This is a genomic window from Streptomyces sp. NPDC044003 (genome assembly GCF_056435185.1).
Window position 1 is genome coordinate 268,573 of record NZ_JBWKFA010000008.1, and the last position, 18,774, is coordinate 287,346.

At 72.8% G+C, this 18,774-nt stretch carries 17 protein-coding genes and 1 pseudogene; 12 read left to right on the top strand and 6 right to left on the bottom strand.

Annotated features, from left to right (window positions below; all coding sequences use genetic code 11):
- Positions 1–250: 250 nt before the first annotated feature.
- The 8 genes from AC07AW_RS29430 to AC07AW_RS29465 all read left to right on the top strand — a co-directional run bounded on the left by AC07AW_RS29430 (position 251) and on the right by AC07AW_RS29465 (position 8,089).
- Positions 251–1,363, top strand: coding sequence for a radical SAM protein (locus tag AC07AW_RS29430; protein WP_478818481.1), 1,113 nt, complete (start codon positions 251–253; stop codon positions 1,361–1,363).
- A 56-nt stretch (positions 1,364–1,419) separates the two neighbouring features.
- Positions 1,420–1,674, top strand: a complete 255-nt coding sequence (locus AC07AW_RS29435; protein WP_392157372.1) for an acyl carrier protein — start codon at positions 1,420–1,422, stop codon at positions 1,672–1,674.
- Entirely contained in the window at positions 1,667–2,911 is a 1,245-nt protein-coding gene (locus tag AC07AW_RS29440) for a beta-ketoacyl-[acyl-carrier-protein] synthase family protein (RefSeq protein WP_478818482.1), read from the top strand. The genes AC07AW_RS29435 and AC07AW_RS29440 overlap by 8 nt, the downstream gene beginning before the upstream one ends.
- A 101-nt stretch (positions 2,912–3,012) precedes the next feature.
- Positions 3,013–3,870 carry an enoyl-ACP reductase FabI gene (gene fabI, locus AC07AW_RS29445; protein ID WP_478818620.1) on the top strand — a complete coding sequence of 286 codons (858 nt, stop codon included), beginning with the start codon at positions 3,013–3,015 and terminating at the stop codon, positions 3,868–3,870.
- Positions 3,871–3,916: 46 nt separating this feature from the next.
- Positions 3,917–4,900, top strand: a complete 984-nt coding sequence (locus AC07AW_RS29450; protein WP_478818483.1) for a beta-ketoacyl-ACP synthase III — start codon at positions 3,917–3,919, stop codon at positions 4,898–4,900.
- Positions 4,897–5,817, top strand: coding sequence for an alpha/beta hydrolase family protein (locus AC07AW_RS29455; protein ID WP_478818484.1), 921 nt, complete (start codon positions 4,897–4,899; stop codon positions 5,815–5,817). The genes AC07AW_RS29450 and AC07AW_RS29455 overlap by 4 nt, the downstream gene beginning before the upstream one ends.
- Positions 5,814–6,569, top strand: a complete 756-nt coding sequence (locus AC07AW_RS29460; RefSeq protein WP_478818485.1) for a 4'-phosphopantetheinyl transferase family protein — start codon at positions 5,814–5,816, stop codon at positions 6,567–6,569. The genes AC07AW_RS29455 and AC07AW_RS29460 overlap by 4 nt, the downstream gene beginning before the upstream one ends.
- Positions 6,569–8,089 carry a long-chain-fatty-acid--CoA ligase gene (locus AC07AW_RS29465; RefSeq protein ID WP_478818486.1) on the top strand — a complete coding sequence of 507 codons (1,521 nt, stop codon included), beginning with the start codon at positions 6,569–6,571 and terminating at the stop codon, positions 8,087–8,089. Before AC07AW_RS29460 ends, AC07AW_RS29465 begins: the two co-directional genes overlap by 1 nt.
- Here AC07AW_RS29465 and AC07AW_RS29470 read toward each other — a convergent pair.
- From AC07AW_RS29470 to AC07AW_RS29480, 3 genes are all read right to left on the bottom strand, one after another.
- Positions 8,080–8,757 (bottom strand): GntR family transcriptional regulator, encoded by a 678-nt coding sequence (locus AC07AW_RS29470; RefSeq protein WP_478818487.1) that lies wholly within the window; start codon positions 8,755–8,757, stop codon positions 8,080–8,082. The two genes, AC07AW_RS29465 and AC07AW_RS29470, sit on opposite strands and share 10 nt — an antisense overlap.
- 71 nt (positions 8,758–8,828) lie before the next feature.
- Complete coding sequence (locus AC07AW_RS29475; protein ID WP_478818488.1) at positions 8,829–9,833, bottom strand: proline racemase family protein; 1,005 nt, start codon at positions 9,831–9,833, stop codon at positions 8,829–8,831.
- 32 nt (positions 9,834–9,865) lie between these two features.
- Positions 9,866–10,780 (bottom strand): dihydrodipicolinate synthase family protein, encoded by a 915-nt coding sequence (locus AC07AW_RS29480; RefSeq protein WP_478818489.1) that lies wholly within the window; start codon positions 10,778–10,780, stop codon positions 9,866–9,868.
- A 134-nt stretch (positions 10,781–10,914) separates the two neighbouring features.
- On the opposite strand from AC07AW_RS29480, the gene AC07AW_RS29485 reads away from it, so the two are divergent.
- On the top strand, positions 10,915–12,282 hold the full coding sequence (locus AC07AW_RS29485; protein ID WP_478818490.1) for an SLC13 family permease: 1,368 nt from the start codon (positions 10,915–10,917) through the stop codon (positions 12,280–12,282).
- A gap of 108 nt (positions 12,283–12,390) precedes the next feature.
- Positions 12,391–12,846, top strand: coding sequence for a tellurite resistance TerB family protein (locus AC07AW_RS29490; RefSeq protein WP_478818491.1), 456 nt, complete (start codon positions 12,391–12,393; stop codon positions 12,844–12,846).
- Between the two features lie 80 nt (positions 12,847–12,926).
- On the opposite strand, the gene AC07AW_RS29495 is transcribed toward AC07AW_RS29490, so the two are convergent.
- The 3 genes from AC07AW_RS29495 to AC07AW_RS29505 form a co-directional block, all read right to left on the bottom strand.
- Positions 12,927–13,649, bottom strand: coding sequence for a hypothetical protein (locus AC07AW_RS29495; RefSeq protein WP_478818492.1), 723 nt, complete (start codon positions 13,647–13,649; stop codon positions 12,927–12,929).
- Positions 13,650–13,652: 3 nt separating this feature from the next.
- Complete coding sequence (locus AC07AW_RS29500; protein WP_478818493.1) at positions 13,653–14,204, bottom strand: RNA polymerase sigma factor; 552 nt, start codon at positions 14,202–14,204, stop codon at positions 13,653–13,655.
- Between the two features lie 143 nt (positions 14,205–14,347).
- Positions 14,348–14,824 (bottom strand): hypothetical protein, encoded by a 477-nt coding sequence (locus tag AC07AW_RS29505; RefSeq protein ID WP_478818494.1) that lies wholly within the window; start codon positions 14,822–14,824, stop codon positions 14,348–14,350.
- 452 nt (positions 14,825–15,276) lie between these two features.
- Here AC07AW_RS29505 and AC07AW_RS29510 point away from each other — a divergent pair, with 452 nt between their 5' ends.
- Together AC07AW_RS29510 and istA are read left to right on the top strand one after the other, a co-directional pair.
- On the top strand, positions 15,277–16,869 hold the full coding sequence (locus AC07AW_RS29510) for an SWIM zinc finger family protein (RefSeq protein ID WP_478818495.1): 1,593 nt from the start codon (positions 15,277–15,279) through the stop codon (positions 16,867–16,869).
- A gap of 216 nt (positions 16,870–17,085) precedes the next feature.
- Positions 17,086–18,761: pseudogene (istA, locus tag AC07AW_RS29515) on the top strand (IS21 family transposase).
- Positions 18,762–18,774 lie beyond the last annotated feature (13 nt).

An 18,774-nucleotide genomic window follows, 5' to 3' on the forward strand; every position in this document is an offset into this window, starting at 1 on the left:
CAGCGTCGTACGCCGAGCAGCCCCGTCCGCCGAGCCGTCGGCGCCGCAGATCCCGAACAGCCCCCGTACGCCAAGAAGGCCGCGTACGCCAAGAAGCCCCGCACACCGTACAGCCCCCGTCCGCCGGGCCGTCGGCGCCGCCGATCCCGAGCAGCCCCCCGTACGCCGAGAAGCCCGCCCGTACGGCCAGAGAGCGCGAGCGCGAGAGAGAGACACCGAGCAGCAGTCCGACCGAGGAGTCCGCACCCCCATGGCCACCCCCCTGACCATCACCCCGCGCCCGCTCGGCCGCCGTGAGGCGAAGGAGCGCACCGCCGCCCTCCTGGCCGAACGCCCCGATCTCGCCGAGCGCCTGCACCGGCTGCGCCGTCTCGGCCGTGAGGTCCGCTCGTGCGAGGTCCACCTCACCAACACCTGCAACATCCGCTGCAAGGGCTGCTGGTACTTCGAGGGCGGCTTCGACACCGCCGTGCGCGAGCTGTCCGACGTCGACAAGATCCGCGCCTTCGCGCGCCGGCTGCGGGACGAAGGGGTCAACCAGGCCACGCTCATCGGCGGCGAGCCGACCCTGGTGCTGCGCCGGGTGGAGGCCTTCGTCGAGGAGCTGCCGTACATCACGATCTCGACCAACGGTCTGCGTCCGATGCCCGTGCAGGGTTTCGAGCACATCGCGGTGGCCGTCAGCATCTTCGGCGGCGGGCCGCTCGACGACGACCTGCGGGCGATCCGGGTCAACGGCTCCAAGTTCACCGGCCTGTTCGACACGGCGCTCTCGCACTACAAGGACGATCCGCGGGTCCTGTTCATCTTCGCGCTCGCCGAGGACGGGCTGCCGTACCTCGAACCGACCGTCCGCAAGATCGCCGAGAACGGCAACATCGTCACCTTCAACTTCTACAGCGAGCACGGCACCGACAACCCGCTGCGGATCGAGAACGAGCGTCGCGTCCTCGAAGAGGCCCTGCGGGTCAAGGAGGCGTATCCGGAGGCCGTGGTCAGCCACCCGTACTTCATCCGCAGCCTCATCACCGGCACCTCGCACTGGGGCGCGCGCTTCGGGTACGACGTCTGCCCGAGCCTCAGCGTCGACCACCCCGACCACGAGGAGCGGGTGGCCAACGGCAACCCGGTGATCCCGGGCTTCGCCGCCTGGGGCGCCGACTACGAGTCGCTGCAGTTCTGCTGCACGTCCGGGGAGTGCGGCGGCTGCCGCGACAGCCAGGCCGTCTACAGCTGGCTGGTGGTCAGCGCCTCCCGCTTCCTGGACAGCGCCACACGCCTGGAGGAGTGGGTGGACATCGCGGAGAGCTACTGGCGCCAGTGGCACTGGTCCCCGTACCACGCCTCGAAGCTCACCCCCTGACCGCACCGCGCACCGCGTCCCCTCATCCGGCCGTCCGAACACCGCACGGGAGAGTCATGTCCGAGACACTGGACCGCGCCACCATCGAGCAGTTCATCACCGACGCCCTCGTCGAACTCGGCGTCGACGCCGACGACGTCCTGCCCGGGGCCGCGCTCGACGACCTGGAGATCGACTCGCTCGACATGGTCGAACTCGCGCAGTCCGTCAAGCGGGACCTCGGCGTGCCGGTCCGCACGAAGGACTTCGACGGCATCGACACCGTCGGCCAGATCCTCGAACTGTGCTACGAGAAGGCCGGAGTTGAGTGATCCGCGGCGGGGCCGTGAGGTCGTCGTCACAGGCTTCGGCGCGGTCACCCCGCTCGGCGTCGGCGCCGGCGTGCTCCACGCGCGCGCCGTCGCCGCGGACACGGCGGCCCCCGGCGGCCGTCCGGCCGTCCGGCACGCCGACTTCACCGCCGCCGACCATCTGCCGCGGAACCTGGTGCGCCGCACCGACCGGTTCACGCAGCTGGCCCTGGTGGCGGCCGAGGAGGCCCTGACACAGGCCGGGCACCGGGCCGACGGACGGACACCCTGGACGCCCGAGCGCGTCGCCTGCGTCATCGGCTGCGGCCTCGGCGGAACGTCCTCCTTCGAGACGCAGCGGGAGGTGTACGAGCGGGAGGGCGCCGGCTTCGTGTCGCCGCTGATGATCCCGCAGATGATGGCCAACGCGGCCGCCGCCCACCTCTCCATGCGGCACGGATTCCGGGGCGAGAGCCTCTGCGTCGCGTCCGCGTGCAGCAGCGGCGCCCAGGCCGTCGGCACGGGGATGCGGCTGCTGGCCGCCGGGGCGGCCGACGCCGTCGTCGTGGGCGGCGCGGAGGCCTCCTCCTCGGACCTCGTGGCGGCCGCCTTCGCCAACGCCGGTGCGCTCTCGCCGAGCGGTTCCGCCCGCCCCTTCGACCGGGACCGCGACGGCTTCGTGATCGGCGAGGGCGCCGGGATCCTCGTCCTGGAGACGGCGGAGGGCGCCGCCCGGCGCGGGGCCGAGGTCCTCGGAGTCGTACGGGGGTACGGGGCGACCTCCGACGCCCATCACGTCACCGCGCCCGACCCCGGCGGCGGGCCCGCGGGCCGGGCGGTCGCGCTCGCCCTCCGGGAGGCCGAGGTGGCGCCCGACGAGCTGGCGTACGTGAACGCGCACGGCACCGGCACCGCCCTCAACGACCGTCTGGAGTGCGAGGCCCTGCGGCAGGCCCTCGGGGCCGACGTCCTCGCCGAGCTGCCCCTCTCCTCCTCCAAGGGCGCCCTCGGGCACCTCTTCGGGGCGGCGGGCGCGGTCGAGGCCATTGCCACCCTCCAGGCGCTGCGGCACGGCGTCGCGCCTCCGACGGCGGGGCTGAGCCGGCCGGACCCGGCGCTCGGCCGTCTTGACCTCGTGCGTACGGCGAGAAAGCTCGTCACACGCGCGCGTGGGGGCCGGTTGTTCGGGCTCTCCACCTCCTTCGGTTTCGGCGGACACAACGCGGCCCTGGTCCTGGCCGTGGAAGGACGGTCCTGATGCGCGCGCCCCGCGAACCCCACGGCACCCGCGACCCCCGAAGCCGCGAACCCCACGGCACCCGCGGCCCCCAAAGCCGCGACCCCCACGGCATTCCCGACCTGCTCGGCTTCTCGGGGCGCCGCTATCTGGTGACCGGTGTCCTCAACGACGACTCGATCGCCTGGCACACGGCGCGGGCGCTCCAGGAGGCGGGCGCGGAGGTCCTGCTGACGGGCTTCGGGCGGACCCGCCGGATCACGGAGGCGGCGGCCTCCGGTCTCCCGTACCCGGCCGACGTCCTGGAACTCGACGTGACGCGCCCCGAGGACCTCGACGCGCTCACCAAGGAGCTGGAGCGGCGCTGGGGCGCGGTCGACGGCGTCCTGCACGCGATCGCCGCGGCCCCGCAGTCCGCGCTCAGCGGCAACTTCCTCACCACCCCGGTCGAGAGCGCGACCCTCGCCCTGCGCACGGCGGCGTTCTCGCTGCACGCGCTGACCACCGCGCTCGCCCCGCTGCTGCACGAGGGCGGCGGCGCGGGCGCGGCCAGGGGCAGTGTCGTCGGGCTCGACTTCGACTCGTCCGGGGCCTGGCCGGGATACGACTGGATGGGGGTCGGCAAGGCCACGCTGGGCGCGGTCTGCCGCTACCTCGCGCTCTATCTGGGGCACTCCGGCATCCGCGTCAACCTCGTCGCCGCCGGCCCGGTCGAGACCGTGGCCGGGCGGGCCATCAGCACCTTCGACCGGATCGCCGACCGCTGGGAGCAGGAGGCGCCGCTCGGCTGGAGCCGCGCGGACCCGGCCCGGCTCGTCGGCCCCGTGCTGTTCCTGCTCTCGGACCTAGCGGCCACCGTCACCGGGGAGATCGTGCACGCGGACGGCGGGATGCACGCCGTCCGCATGGGGGTCGGCGCCGTCGGCGAACCCCCGGGCATCGGCGCCCCGCCCCGCGCCGGCAAGGAGGACCGCTCATGAGCGCGGCGATCGTCGAGATCCGGTCCGCACCGAAGGAGGACCGCTCATGACCGCGGCGATCGTCGGCATCGGCTCCGCGCTGCCCGAACAGGCCGTGCCCAACAGCCACTTCGCCGCCATCGGCTCCTCCGACGAGTGGATCGTCAAGCGGACCGGCATCCGGCAGCGGCATTTCCTGCCGGAGGACGGCCACCTCGCCGATCTCGCGCTCGCCGCCTCCCGGACCGCCCTGGCCCAGGCGGGACGCACCGCGCGCGACGTGGGGCACGTCGTCGTGGCGACCACGACCCCCGACCGGACCACCCCGGGGCTCGCCGTGGAGGTGGCCGCCCGGCTCGGGGCGGACCGGGCCGCCGCGTTCGACCTGCACGCGGCCTGCGCCGGGTTCGTGTACGCCTTGGACCACGCCGTCGCCCTGATCGAGTCGGGCCGGGCCGGCACCGTCCTGGTGTGCGGCGCCGAGGCGCTGACCCGGATCACCGACCAGGAGGACCGGTCGACGGCGGTCCTGCTCGGGGACGGCGCGGGGGCGGTGGTCCTCGCGGACGTGGACATGGCCGGCGTTCCCGAACCGGCGTTCCGGCTCGGTTCGGACGGGGACCTGATCCCGCTCCTGTACGCCGACCGGTACGACCGGAAGCTCCGGATGGACGGCCCCGAGATCTTCGTGCAGGCCGTGGAGAGGATGAGCGAGGCGGCCCGTGACGTCCTCGCGCGGCGGGAGCTGACCGCCGACGACGTCGACCTGTTCGTCGCGCACCAGGCGAACGCGCGCATCGTGCGGGCGGTGGGCAAGGAGCTCGGCGTCACGCCGGAGCGGCTGTACCTGAACGTCGACCGGGTCGCCAACACCTCCTCCGCCTCCATCCCGCTCGCCCTCCACCAGGCCTGGCAGGAGGGCCGCCTCGGCCCGAAGGGCCTGCTCGGGGTGGCCGCGTTCGGCGCGGGCGTCACCTGGGGCGCGGGCGTGATCGGCTGGAGCCTGACGGACGTGGGCTCCGAGGGCTCCGAGCAACCCGGACGCCGATGAAGACCTCCCCCTTCCCCGTACTGGCCGAGCTCACCGCCCCGGACGGCGCCACGCTCGTGGTCCGCGTCCACGCCCGCCCCGAGCCGGCCGCCCCGGTCGTGGTCGTCCTGCCGGCGATGGGCACCGCCGCCCGTCACTACACCCCGCTGGCGCGGGCACTGCACCGGCGGGGTGCGACCGTGGTGACGACGGACCTGCGGGGCCACGGAGAGAGCACCCCGGTCCCGGCGCGCGGGGTGCGCTTCGGCTACCGCGAGCTCGTCGAGCACGACGTCGGCGCCGTCCTCGACGCGGTCGAGCGCGCGTTCCCCGAGGCGCCGCGGCTGCTTCTGGGGCACAGCCTCGGCGGGCAGCTCGGGCTGGTGCACTGCGGTCTGTTCCGGCCGCGTCTTGCGGGGGTGGTCCTGGTCGCGAGCGGTTCGGGCTGGTGGCGCGCGCTCGGTACGGGGGCGGATCCCCGGCCGGGTGCGCGGTGGCTCGTACGGAGCCTGCTGTGCGTGGCCGGAGCGGAGCTGCTCGGGTACTGGCCGGGGCACCGGTTCGGCTTCGGCGGGCGCGAGTCGGTGGGCCTGATGCGGGACTGGGCCCGGCAGATGAGGACCGGGCGGTACGGGGCCGTGGGCGCCGTCGCCGACTACGAGGAGGCGCTGCGGGCCGTGGACCTGCCGGTGCTCGCCGTCGACGTCGAGGGCGACGCGCTCGCACCGCCCCGGGCCGTGGACCACCTGTGCGGGAAGCTGCCCTCGGCGCGGGTCCGGCGCTGGAGCTACCGGGCGTCGGACGCCGGAGGGCGGCCGTTGGACCACTTCCGCTGGATCCGGCACAACGCGGGCCTGGTCGAACGGATCGCGGCGTGGGCGGAGTTCCCCCCTGTCCCGGCCGGACCCGCCCCCGCCCCCTCGGGTGCCCGGGCGTGAGCGTGCGGCGCGAGGGAGGTCTCCTGCTCGGCGCGCTGCTGCCCGATCGGGTGCACTGGGCCGAGGAGACGCACGAGCACGCCCCGGTGTGGCTCTTCGCCGAGGAGGCGGCGCTGATGGCGCGCGCCGTGCCCGGCAGGCGCCGCGAGTTCGCGACGGGCCGGCTCTGCGCCCACCGGGCGCTCGCCGCCCTCGGGGTCCCGGCGTCCCCGCTCCTGCGGGGGCGGCGCGGTGCGCCCGCGTGGCCCGAGGGAACCGTCGGCAGCATCACCCACTGCGCGGGATACCGGGGCGCGGCGGTCGCGCCGGCGGCCCGTTTCCTCGCCCTCGGCATCGACGCCGAGCCGCACGCGCCGCTGCCGTCCGGGGTCCATGAGGCGGTGGTGCTCGGCCCGGAGGAGGCGCGGCTGCGCGAACTGGCCGCCCGGCGCCCGGACATCGCCTGGGACCGGCTGCTGTTCAGCGCCAAGGAGTCCGTCTACAAGGCCTGGAGCGGGTACGGCGGTGCGTGGCTCGGCTTCGAGGACGCCGAAGTGCGCCCGTGTCCACCCCCACGCGCGCGTACGGCGCCGTCCGGGACCGTGGGCCGGTTCCGGGCGCGGCTTCTGGTCCCGTCGCCCGCGGGGCCGTCCCCCTTCCCGCGCGTGCTGCCCGGTCGCTGGCTCGTCCGCGAGGGCCTGCTGCTGACCGCGGTCGCCGTCCCCCGCCCCGTACCGACTCCGCACCGTACGGCCCCGAAGGAGCACCCCTGATGAGCGTCGACGACGGCACCGTCCCCGCACTCCTCGCCCGGAGCGCGGCCGCGCACCCCGAACGGAACGCGCTGCGGCTCGGCACCGACACGCTGACGTACGGCGCGCTCGACGAGCTCGCCGACCGGGCCTGCGCGCTGCTCCACGCACGCGGGGTGGGGCCCGGCGACCGGGTCGCGCTGATGCTCCCGAACAGCACGCTGTTCGCCGTGCTCTACTACGGCGTCCTGCGCGCGGGCGCGATCGTCGTGCCGCTCAACCCGCTGCTGCGGGCGGGCGAGGTCCGGCACTGTCTGGCGGACGCCGAGGCGGCGCTGCTCCTCGCATGGCACCAGGACGGCGAGGAGGCCGCCGAGGGCGCCCGGCTCGCGGGCGTCCCGCACCTCGCGGTCGAACCGGACGCCTTCACAGGGCTGTTGGCGGACCACGCGCGCGTGCGAGCGGCGTCCCGCACCCCCCAGGACACGGCGGTCGTGCTCTACACCTCCGGCACGACCGGGGCGCCGAAGGGCGCCGAGCTCACCCACCGCAACATCCGGCGCAACGTCGACGAAGGGGTGCGGGTCCTGGGGCTCGGCCCCTCGGACGTGGTCTTCGGCGGGCTGCCACTCTTCCACTCCTTCGGTCAGGTGATGGGGCTCAACTCGGCCGTGTCCGTAGGCGCCTGTCTGACCCTCATGGCCCGGTTCGACCCGGCGGGCGCGCTCGCGCTCGTCGCCCGGGACGGCGTCACGGTCTTCCTCGGCGTCCCCACCATGTACGGGCTGCTGCTGCGGCACCCGGACCGCGCGCTCCACGACGTCTCCTCGCTGCGGGTCTGCCTGTGCGGCGGTTCACCGCTCCCCGTGGCGGTCCTCACCGGCTTCGAGGCCGAGTTCGGCTGCGCGGTACTGGAGGGGTACGGGCTGTCCGAGTCGTCCCCGCTGGCCTGCGTGAACCGGATCGACCGGCCGCGCTTCCCCGGCACGATCGGCATCCCCGTCGACGGCGTGGAGATGCGTGTGGTGGACCGGGACGGCAAGGAGGTCCCCGAAGGCGAGGTCGGCGAGCTCGTCATCCGGGGCCACAACGTCATGAAGGGGTACTGGCGCCGCCCCGAGGCCACCGCCGAGACGGTACGGGACGGCTGGCTGCACACCGGCGACCTCGGCACCCGGGACGCGTCCGGCGACTTCCGGGTGGTCGACCGCCTCAAGGACGTCGTGATCCGGGGCGGGTTCAACGTGTACCCGAGGGAGGTGGAGGAGGTCCTCCACCTCCACCCGTGCGTGGCGGAGGCCGCCGTCCTCGGCGTCCCGCACCCGGTGCACGGCCAGGAGGTCGCCGCGGCGGTCGTCCTGCGGCCCGGCAGCCGGGTCTCCCCCGCCGAGCTGCGCGCCCATGTGCGGGAGCGGCTCGCCCCGTACAAGTACCCGCGCCGGATCTGGCTCACGGACGCCCTGCCGAAGGGTCCGACGGGGAAGGTCCTCAAGCGGGAGATCGTCCCGCCGGAGGGCCTGGAGACGTGCGGTCAGGCCTGATCGGCGTCCGCGTCCGCCCACAGGGAGCGGACATGGCCGAGGTGGCGGCGCATACAGGCCTCGGCGCCGGGGGCGTCCCCGGCGATCATCAGGTCGAGGAGTTCGACGTGCTCCTCGGCGGAGGAGACCAGCTTGCCGGCCTCGTCGAGGCCGGTCAGGCCGTAGAGCCGGGAGCGCTTGCGCAGCTCGCCGACGGTCTCGACGAGCCGCTCGTTCCCGGAGAGGGCGAGCAGCGCGAGGTGGAAGCGGCGGTCCGCCTCCAGATAGCCGATGAGGTCGTGCTCGCGGGCGCGGGAGACGATCTCCTCGGCGACCGGGCGCAGCTCCTCCAGCTGCTCCCGGGTGGCCCTGCGGGTGACCCGGCCGATGGTGGGGACCTCGATGAGGGTGCGGAGCTCGGTGTACTGGTCGAGGTCCCGCTCGCTGACCTCGGTGATGCGGAAGCCCTTGTTGCGGACGGGCTCGACCAGGCCCTCCCGGGCCAGGTCGAGCATGGCCTCGCGGACCGGGGTCGCGGAGACGCCGAGGTCGCTCGCGAGCCCGGGGGCCGAGTAGACCTGGCCGGGGCGCAGTTCCCCGGCGATCAGGGCGGCGCGAAGGGCGTGGCCGACCTGGTCGCGGAGCCGTTCCTGCGCCCTGACGAGACCGTACTGTTTCAGGTCACCCATCGTGCGTCCTCCGAGAAGTCACGGGGGAGCATCGTACAATGTCACGTTTCTCCAGCCACCGGTACGGGGTCTCAGAGCAGGAACCCGGCGGGGAACGGGTCGTCGGGGTCGAGGAAGTACTGGGCGGTGCCGGTGATCCAGGCGCGGCCGGTGACGGTCGGGACGACGGCGGGCAGTCCGCCCACGGTCGTCTCGTCGACGATCCGCCCGGTGAACTCGGTGCCGATGAAGGACTCGTTGACGAAGTCGGTGTGCGGGGCGAGCAGTCCGCGCGCGTGCAGCTGGGCCATGCGGGCGCTGGTGCCGGTACCGCACGGGGAGCGGTCGAACCAGCCGGGGTGGATGGCCATGGCGTGGCGCGAGCGGGTCGCGTCGGAGCCGGGGGCGGTGAGATAGACGTGCTTGACCCCGGCGAAGGCCGGGTTCTCGGGGTGGACGGGCCGGTCGGGGCCGGCGTTGACCGCGTCCATGACGGCGAGCCCGGCGGCGAGCAGCTCCTGCTTGTGGGCGCGGTCGAACGGCAGGCCCAGGGCGTCGAGGTCGACGAAGGCGTAGAAGTTGCCGCCGTACGCGAGGTCGTAGGTGACCGTGCCGTAGCCGGGCACGTCGACCTTGAGGTCGAGGCCGACGGAGAAGGCGGGCACGTTGGTGAGGGTGACGGAGCACGCCCGGCCGTCCTCGACGCGGACGTCGACGCTGACGAGCCCCGCCGGGGTGTCGAGGCGGACCGTGGTGACCGGTTCGACGACCGGCACCATGCCGGTCTCGACGAGGACGGTGGCGACGCCGATGGTGCCGTGGCCGCACATCGGGAGGAGGCCGGACACCTCGATGTAGAGGACGCCGTAGTCGGCGTCGGGGCGGGTGGGCGGCTGGAGGATCGCGCCGCTCATCGCCGCGTGGCCGCGCGGCTCGTACATGAGGAGGGTGCGGACGTGGTCGAGGTGCTCGGCGAAGTGGAGCCGCTTCTCGGCCATCGTGGCGCCCGGGATGATCCCGAAACCGCCGGTGATGACGCGGGTGGGCATGCCTTCGGTGTGGGAGTCCACCGCGTGGTAGACGTGGCGGGTGCGCATGGGGTCCCCTTCTGATGTGTGAGTGATGGGCTCTACGCGTGGCCCTCGGCGAGGACCTTCTCGGTGGCGGAGCGCACGACGGCCTCCTGTTCGGGCGTCAGCGGGAGGCGGGGCTGACGGGTGGCTCCCCCGGTGTGGCCGGCGAGGTCCATGGAGAGCTTGATCGCCTGGACGAACTCGATCCTGGAGTCCCAGCGGAAGAGCGGGTGCAGCGAGCGGTAGAGCGGCAGCGCGAGGGCGAGGTCGCCGGCGACGGCGGCCCGGTAGAGGGTGGCGCAGGCGCGCGGGAGGGCGTTGGGGAAGCCGGCGATCCAGCCGACCGCGCCGGCGAGGGCGAGTTCGAGGAGGACGTCGTCGGCGCCGACGAGCAGGTCGAGGCCGGGGGCGAGTTCGGCGAGCTCGTAGGCGCGGCGGACGTCGCCGCTGAACTCCTTGACGGCGACGATGCTGCCGTCGGCGTGCAGCCGGGCGAGGAGGGCGGGGGTGAGGTCGACCTTGGTGTCGAAGGGGTTGTTGTACGCGACGACCGGCAGACCGGCCTCGGCGACCTCGGCGTAGTGGGCGCGGACGGACCGCTCGTCGGCCCGGTAGGCGTTGGGCGGCAGGAGCAGGACCGAGCCCGCGCCGGCCTCGGCGGCCTGCTCGGCCCAGCGGCGGGCCTCGGCGCTGCCGTAGGCGGAGACGCCCGGCATGACCCGCGCGCCGTCTCCGGCCGCTTCGACGGCGGTACGGACGACCTGGGCGCGCTCGGCGTCGGTGAGGGTCTGGTACTCGCCGAGGGAGCCGTTCGGGACGACCCCGTCGCAGCCGTCGGCGATGAGCCGGGCCACGTGCCGCGCGTAGGCGTCGTGGTCGACGGAGCCGTCCTCGCGGAAGGGGAGGGCGGTGGCGACCATGATCCCGTGCCAGGGGTGGGCGCGGTGCACGGGGACTTGCGCGTGGACCATGAGGACTCCCTTGTGTGGTGTGTGACATTTTATTGATGAGGGCGAGGTCCACAAGGGTCCGGCAGGGGATCAGTTCTGACGACCGATCAGCCGGGGCGGGACACCCCCCTCAAGATCCGCCGCAGCCGACCCGGATGATCGAACACATGCTCGCCCTCGCTCCACCCGTCGCCGCGCTCGCCCTGGCCCCATCAGCCTCGGTGCTCACCCCGGCCCCATCCGCCTCCGTGCTCGCCCTCGCCCCGTCCGCCTCCGCCCTCGTGCCGGCCGTCTCCGTCCTCGCCCTGGCCGTGGTTCTCGCCGGTGCCGTCGCCCGCCCGTTCCGCCTGCCCGAGGCGGCCTTCGCCGTCCCCGCCGCCGGAGCCGTCCTGGCCGTGGGCGCGGTCACGCCCGAGGCCGTGCGGGAGGAGGCCGAGCGCCTCGGACCGGTGATCGGCTTCCTCGCGGCGGTGCTCGTCCTCGCCAAGCTCTGCGACGACGAGGGGCTCTTCCACGCCTGCGGTGCCTGGATGGCCCGCTGGGCCCGCTGCCGCCCCCGACGGCTGCTCGGCGCCGTGTTCGGCCTCGCCTCGCTGATCACCGCCGTCCTGAGCCTGGACGCGACGGTCGTCCTGCTGACCCCGGTCGTCTTCGCGACCGCGGCCCGGATGGGGGTCCGGCCGGGACCTCACTCCTACGCGAGCGCCCACCTGTCCAACACGGCCTCGCTGCTCCTGCCCGTCTCGAACCTCACCAACCTGCTCGCCTTCACCGCCACCGGGCTCGGCTTCACCCGGTTCGCGCTCCTGATGCTGCTCCCCTGGCTCGCCGCCATCACGGTCGAGTACGGGGTCTTCCGCCGCTTCTTCGGCCGCGACCTCACCGCCCCGGCCCCCTCCGCCGAGCCTCCGGAACCCGTCGCTCTGCCGCTGTTCGCCCTGTGCACGGTGGCCGCGACGCTCGCCGGTTTCGGCCTCGCCTCGGCGACCGGTCTCGACCCGGCCTGGGCGGCCGCGGCGGGCGCCACGGTCCTGGCCGTACGCGCCCTGGCCCGGCGCCGCACCACCCCGCGCGCGCTCGTCCGCTCGGCGGCACTGCCCTTCCTGGCGTTCGTCCTGGCACTGGGGGTCGTCGTCCGCGCCGTCGTCGACCAGGGCCTCGGCACCGCACTCGCCCACGTCCTCCCGGACGGCACCTCGCTCCCGGCCCTGCTCGGCACGGCCGCGCTCGCCGCGGTCCTGGCCAACCTGATCAACAACCTGCCGGCGACCCTGGCTCTGGTGCCGCTGGCGGCCGCCTCCGGCCCGGGTGCGGTACTCGCGGTGCTGCTCGGCGTGAACATCGGCCCCAACCTCACGTACGCCGGCTCGCTCGCCACGCTCCTCTGGCGGCGCATCGCCCAGGACCACGACCACCCGGTCACCCTCGGCGAGTTCACGCGGCTCGGACTGCTCACGACCCCGGCCGCCCTGATCGCCTCGACGGTGGCGCTGTGGGCCTCGCTCCGGCTCCTGGGCGGGTGAGCGGCACGCCCTTCTCCCGCACTCGGGAACCCCAGACCCCACCACTACGTTCTACAAGCACGTAGAAGCAACCGACCGAAGCGACGCTCGACGACGTCTGGAGTGCACATGGCCCTGTGGGACCGCGTCAAGGAATCCGCATCGACGATGCAGACCCAGCTGGTGGCGAGGAAGAACGACCTCAAGAGCGGCGCGTTCCGCGACGCGAGCATGGCCATGTGCGCGCTCGTCGCCGCCGCGGACGGCACCGTCGACCCCGCCGAGCGCCGCCGGGTCGCCCAGCTCATCGCGAGCAACGAGGTGCTGCAGAACTTCGACGCGATCGATCTCCAGCGCCGGTTCGACGCCAACCTGGACAAACTGACCGCCGATTTCGACTTCGGCAAGGTGAGCGTGCTCCAGGAGATCGCCAAGGCGAAGAAGAAGCCGGCCGAGGCCCGGGCCGTCGTGCAGATCGGCATCGTGATCGGCGGCGCAGACGGCGACTTCGACAAGACCGAGCAGGCGGTGGTCCGCGAGGCGTGCTTCACCCTCGAACTGCCGCCGCACGAGTTCGACCTCTAGCCGGGTACGGGTCACACCGGCCCGGCGTCCCCGGGAACGCCGGGTACGGGTCACACCGGCCCGGCGTCCCCGGGAAGCCGTCAGGGCTTTTCGGAGCGCGACCGTTCGGGCCTTCTGCCGGAATTGGCGGAGGGTGCGCCTCGGCCGCCGGCCTCGTTCGGGCGGGAAGCAGCGGACGGGGCCGGGGCGGGGAGAGAGTGGTTCCGGCAGTACTCGGGAACGAGCTCCTCGCCCCCGGCGGCGGCCACGAGCCGTTGCCAGGCAGCGGACTTCGACGCCTTGCCGCTGTCCCGGCCCCCCTTTTCCAGGGCACGGCAGAGGGCGTCCTGCCCTTGGCCGGGGAGCTCCGGGGGGTCCTTCTCCGGACGCAGGGGGGCAGGGGTCCCCGGAGGGGCGGACCGCGTGGCGACACCCTTCCCAACGGCGTCCGTGGGTACGGAAGCCGGGTGGGGCAGGGAGCGGGTGGGCTGGGGTTCGGAGGTCGGGGCGGGCGTGCCGAGGAAGTTCCCGGGGAGGCCGCCGGCGGCGACGGCGACACCGCCGAGGGTCACGCTGGCGGCCAGCGTGGCCACGAGGGCCTTGAGGGGGCGCCGGGAGGTCCACGGCGTACCGACGACGGGGGTCCAGTCGTCCGCCTCACGGACAGCCGATGTCGCATGGAGCCCGGAGTCACGGGCGGCCCGGAAGGCGGCACGAGCACCCGACTCCCCTGCGGTGACGACGTCACCACCCGCCCCGGGCTCGGCGCTCAGAGCAGCCCGCAACAGCCTTCCCGCCTGGCTGTCCCACAGCTCGTCAGGCATCCGTCACCTCCCTTTCCCCTTGAGTTGTCTCGCAAGTCGCCTCAATCCCCTATGTGCGGCGGACCGTACCGCACCGGGACGCTTGCCCAGTACTCGGGCGGCCGAAGGACCGTCGAGACCGACGACGACACGGAGGAGCACGGCCTCGGCCTGGTCCTGCGGGAGACCCGCGATGAGGGCGAGCGCGTGCTCCGTCGACAGCGCGTCCAGCGCCTCGCCGGCGGCGTCTCCGGCGGCCGGGAGCTCGTAAAGGTCCTGCTCGAAGCGGGCGGGGCGGGGCCGCGCCCGTACGCGACGCAGATGGTCGAGGGCCCGGTGGCGGGTGATGGTCGCGGTCCAGCCGCGGAAGCCGGCGCCGTCACCGCGGAAGCGTCCGAGGTCCCGGGCGATCTCCAGCCACGCCTCGGAGGCGACGTCCTCGGCGTCCTCGCCGACGATCCCCCGCAGGTAGCCCAGCAGCCCGGGATGAACCATCCGATAGGCCTCGGCGAAGGCCTCCTCGTCCCCCCGCTGGGCCCGCTCGACGACCGAGCCGAGCCGAGCGTCACGACCCACACCGGAGGGAGCCTCGTGCTCCTGTCCCCGTGCCGTGGCGGGCGCATGCCCCGTTCCCTCGCCCACCGACCTCTTCACACCCCGTACACCTACGAACTCCGGCCCCCATGGAACAACCGGAGGACGTACATCCTTTCAGACCATCAACAGGCCTTTCCCGACACCGTGTCCGGGATACGGGTCAGCCCGCGGCGCACACGGGCGGACCGCCGCCCGTGCAGGGTGAGGAAGTAGGTGTGCAGGGACTCCTTGGGTCCGAGCTCGAAGCGGTTCACGGTCCGGCCCAGCGGATTCCACACCCGCCCGTCCGGCATCCGCACCGCGACGGGGTGCCCGAAGACCGACCGCAACAGATGCTCGGCGGGCAGATCCACCCAGACGCCCCCGGCCTCCCGCACCAGCACCTCCCCCACGTAGGCACCGAGCCCGAGCAGGGTCCCGGCGACGCTCTCCCGCCCGGCACCGCCCCGCCGCAGCCCGTCGATGAGCCGGTCGACCACCCGCAGACTCCCCACGGAGTAGTCCAGGGGCAGCCGCACCCGCAGCCCCACCCGCTCGACGAACTCCGCCGCACACCCCTCCATACCGTCCGCGCACAACGCCAGGCTCTCGCAGTCCACTGATGACCACCCTTCCCCATAGGAGTGGCGGAATCCGCCGGCAGACCCAGCGGATCCACCTGGGGAAACATCACGGAGAAACCACGTGACGCTGATCACAGCAGCACGTCACCCCGAACAAGAAGGCCGCGGCGTGCCGGCACACGCTCACGGCCTTCTCTAGGGCACCGCCCCAATTCACGGGCTCCAGGATCGCCACGCACTCCACGTGACGCGCCGGCGTTTGCCACTGGCCGGCCACAGCACTCATCGTGAACTGAGTCTGCTGCCGAACGAAAGGCCACCGGTCGCCGTTCGCCAGACGACCGGTGCTCTTCACGATCCGTCTACCCAGGTGCCCCCGATCCCGTTGAATGGGAGCCATGAGCAACGCGCTGGGTTTCGGAAGGGACGATCTGCGCCGACTGGCTGGGGCTCGGTCGTTCGATCGCGGCCTCGGATACCTGTCCCGTGTGTCCGCTCTGGAGATCGGAGAGAGGACGATCACCGCGACCGTCGACGGCACCGACGTCTACGAGGTCGAACTGACGGAGCACGAGGACGGCCTCACCGGGTGGTGCGACTGCCCGTACGGGCAGGAAGGCAACTTCTGCAAGCACTGCGTGGCAGTGGGCCTGGCCGTCCTGCAGCAATCGGAGTCGGTACCGAAGCAGCGTGCTGCCGCCGCATCCCGCGGCCGACAACTGGCCACCTGGCTGGAGAACCGCAGCCGGGACGAACTCCTGGCCCTGGTGAAGGAGCACATCGCGGCCGACCGCGACCTGCGCCGTCGGCTGGAACTGCGAGCGTCAGCCGCCGGCGACGATCCCGGCGCCGTACGAGGGCGCATCCTGGCGCTGCTCGACACGCGGCCCTTCGCCCGCTACGGCTACGTCGAGTACGCGGACGCCCGCGCCTACGGCCTCCAGGCCGCAGAGGCGGTCTCTGCGCTGCGCACACTGACGAAAGTCGGCCGGGCGGCGGAAGCGGTGGAGGTGGCACGTGACGCGATCGAAAGTCTCACCCGGACCTACGAAGAGATCGACGACTCGGACGGGTTCATCGGCGAGGTGGCGAACGGACTGGCCGCAGCTCACCTCGAGGCCTGCCTGGTGGCCCACCCCGATCCGGCGCAGACCGCCGACTGGCTGGTGGACCACCTCGTGAGCGACCTGAGCCACACCACGGACATCCTGTTGTCCGAGTACGCAGACGTCCTGAAGGCGGCGGGCTGGACACGGGCACACGAACGGGCCGCGGCCGTCCTGCGCGAGAACCCCAAGGACTGGGCGGCGAAAGACCTCATGGAACAACTGCTGCGCATGGAAGGCAGCGTGGACGCACTGATCGCCCTCCACTCCGCGGACCTGGCCCCGTCGGGCGCCACCCACCTGCTCATCGCCCAAGAGCTGGAGCGGGCGGCCCGCCCGGCCGAAGCCCTGGAGTGGGCGGAGCGGGGCCTGCGTGAGGCCGAACCCGACCACGGCCCGGATCCCCGCCTGGTGGACTTCGTGTGCGAGCGCTACATCCGGGCCCGCCGCCCGGCCGAAGTGGTACGGATCCGCCGTGAGGTGCTACTGCGCAGCCGCTCCCTGTCCGCGTACCAGCACCTGCGTACGGCAGCCCTCGCAATCGGCTGCTGGGACGAGGCAGAGCGGACACAGGCACTGGACGCACTCCGCGCAGATGCCCGGCCCCGCAAGAGCCTCGGACACCCGGGCTCTGCCCTGGTCTCCGCCTTGCTGGACGACGGCGACCTCGACGCGGCCTGGGATGCGGCCACTCAAGGCCACGCCGACGCCGGTCAATGGCTCACCCTCGCCGACCGCACACGCGAAGCTCGCCCTGCCGACGCCCTGGCCGTGTACCTCCGGCTCATCGGCCCCCTGCTCACGCAAACGGGCGACGTGACGTACAAGCACCTGACCGAACTCCTGCTCAGCGCCCGCATCTGCCACCGCGCCCTCGGCACGCGGGACGCCTTCACCGCATACATGACCACCCTGCGCACCGACCAGAGGCGCAAACGCAAACTGATGGCGATGCTCGACCAGCACGGCCTTTAGCTGATCCGGCTTCTCCGAGGTCTACCTGTGTTTTTATCGGGGTGAAGGAGAGCCACAACTCCGGCCTGTTGGGGAGCCGGTTGTTCTCCGGTGAGATCGGGAGCCAGTCGGTGTGATGGTGTGGAACATGCCGCTTTCGGAGTAATCGCGGAGGGTTGCGCCGCTTGGCCGTCACGCTGTGCCTGTTGATCACGGTCCAGGTCAGGGAGACCGCTGGTGCACAGGTCACGTGAGTGGCTGTTCGAGAGGATTCGCCGGGCTCATCGCGAGGAAGGGCTGTCGGGGCGGGAGCTTGCCGCGCGGTTCAAGGTCTCGCGGAACACGGTGCGGAAGGCGTTGGAGTCGCCGGTGCCGCCGAAACGGAAGTCGCCGCCGCCACGGCCGAGCGTGCTGGAGCCGGTGAAGGGCTTCATCGACGCGATGCTGCGCGAGGATCTGGACGCGCCGGCGAAGCAGAAGCACACGATCCCGAGGATCAGGGAGCGTCTGGCGGCGGAGCATGATTTCGAGCTGGCCGGGCTGACGACGGTCTACGACTACGTGGCCAAGCGGCGCCCGCAGATCCGGGCGGAGGCTCTGGAGGGCCGCCGGCATCTGGAGGGCATGGTCCCGCAGCGAAGAGGCCGGGCGAGGAGGCGGAGGTCGACTTCGCGGACTTCTGGCTGGACCTGGCCGGGCAGCGGCGCAAGTGCGTGCTGTTCACGCTGCGGCTGTCGTATTCGGGCAAGGCGGTGCACCGGGTCTACGCGACCGCGTCCCAGGAGGCGTTCCTGGAAGGGCACGTGGAGGCGTTCGCGGTGCTGGGCGGGGTGCCGTCGGTCCACATCCGATACGACAACCTCAAGCCCGCGGTCAAGCAGGTGCTGTTCGGCCGGTCCAGGCTGGAGTCGGCCAGGTGGGCGTCGTTCAAGTCCTGGTATCAGTTCTCGGCGTTCTACTGCGCTCCTGGTGAGGACGGCGCCCATGAGAAGGGCGGGGTGGAGCACGAGGGCGGCCGGTTCCGCCGCAAGCATCTGGTCCCGCCGCCGCAGGTGGACTCGTTGGCGGAGCTGAACGAGCGGCTGGCAGCCATCGATGTCGCGGAGGACGCCCGGCACATCCACGGCCGACCCACCTCGATCGGGTTCGACTTCGAGGCCGAGCGGGAGAAGCTGCGGCCGCTGCCGGCGGACGACTATGACTGCGGGATCGACCTGACGCCGACGGTCGCCCGGAACTCCCGGATCACGGTGAGGCAGTGCTACTACTCGGTGCCGGCGAAGTTCATCGGCACGAAGGTGCGGGTCAAGCTGCGGGCGAACGAGCTGTGGGTGTTCGACGGGCGCAAGGTCGTCACCCGCCACCCCAGGCTGACCAGGCGTTACACCTACCACGACATCCTGGACCACTACCTGGAGATCCTGCTGGTCAAGCCGGGCGCGTTCGCCGGGGCCTCCGCGCTTGCGCAGGCCCGCGCGGAGGGCGGCTTCACCAAGGTCCACGAGGCGTTCTGGGCGGCGGCGAAGGCCAAGGCCGGGGACCGCGAGGGCACCCGGATGCTGATCGAGGTGCTGCTTTTGCACCGCCAGCTTCCCGCCGAGGCACTGGTCAAGGCGATGCAGACCTGTCTGCGGATCGGGTCGGTCTCCACCGATCTGGTCGCGATCGAGGCCCGCAAGGCGATGGAAGGCACCGACGCGGACGACGCCGAGCTCCTGGCCGGCCCCGGCGAGGCGCCGCCGGACAGCTCGTCACCCGTGTCCGGGGAACAAGAAGCGCAGGTGATCTCGCTGCACGCGCGCCGTCTGCCGCCCGACCCGCGCCAGGCACTGCCCGACATGAGCAAGTACGACCGGCTGCTGAGCCCACTTCCCAGCCGCACCAGCCAGACCCAGAAAGGCCACGGCGCATGAGCCCGACCATCAC

Excerpts from the sequence above, each read along its gene's own strand:
- AC07AW_RS29430 (WP_478818481.1), top strand. The coding sequence starts at position 251 with ATGGCCACCCCCCTGACCATCACCCCGCGCCCGCTCGGCCGCCGTGAG.
- AC07AW_RS29435 (WP_392157372.1), top strand. The coding sequence starts at position 1,420 with ATGTCCGAGACACTGGACCGCGCCACCATCGAGCAGTTCATCACCGAC.
- AC07AW_RS29450 (WP_478818483.1), top strand. The coding sequence starts at position 3,917 with ATGACCGCGGCGATCGTCGGCATCGGCTCCGCGCTGCCCGAACAGGCC.
- AC07AW_RS29455 (WP_478818484.1), top strand. The coding sequence starts at position 4,897 with ATGAAGACCTCCCCCTTCCCCGTACTGGCCGAGCTCACCGCCCCGGAC.
- AC07AW_RS29465 (WP_478818486.1), top strand. The coding sequence starts at position 6,569 with ATGAGCGTCGACGACGGCACCGTCCCCGCACTCCTCGCCCGGAGCGCG.
- AC07AW_RS29470 (WP_478818487.1), bottom strand. The coding sequence starts at position 8,757 with ATGGGTGACCTGAAACAGTACGGTCTCGTCAGGGCGCAGGAACGGCTC.
- AC07AW_RS29475 (WP_478818488.1), bottom strand. The coding sequence starts at position 9,833 with ATGCGCACCCGCCACGTCTACCACGCGGTGGACTCCCACACCGAAGGC.
- AC07AW_RS29480 (WP_478818489.1), bottom strand. The coding sequence starts at position 10,780 with ATGGTCCACGCGCAAGTCCCCGTGCACCGCGCCCACCCCTGGCACGGG.
- AC07AW_RS29485 (WP_478818490.1), top strand. The coding sequence starts at position 10,915 with ATGATCGAACACATGCTCGCCCTCGCTCCACCCGTCGCCGCGCTCGCC.
- AC07AW_RS29490 (WP_478818491.1), top strand. The coding sequence starts at position 12,391 with ATGGCCCTGTGGGACCGCGTCAAGGAATCCGCATCGACGATGCAGACC.
- AC07AW_RS29495 (WP_478818492.1), bottom strand. The coding sequence starts at position 13,649 with ATGCCTGACGAGCTGTGGGACAGCCAGGCGGGAAGGCTGTTGCGGGCT.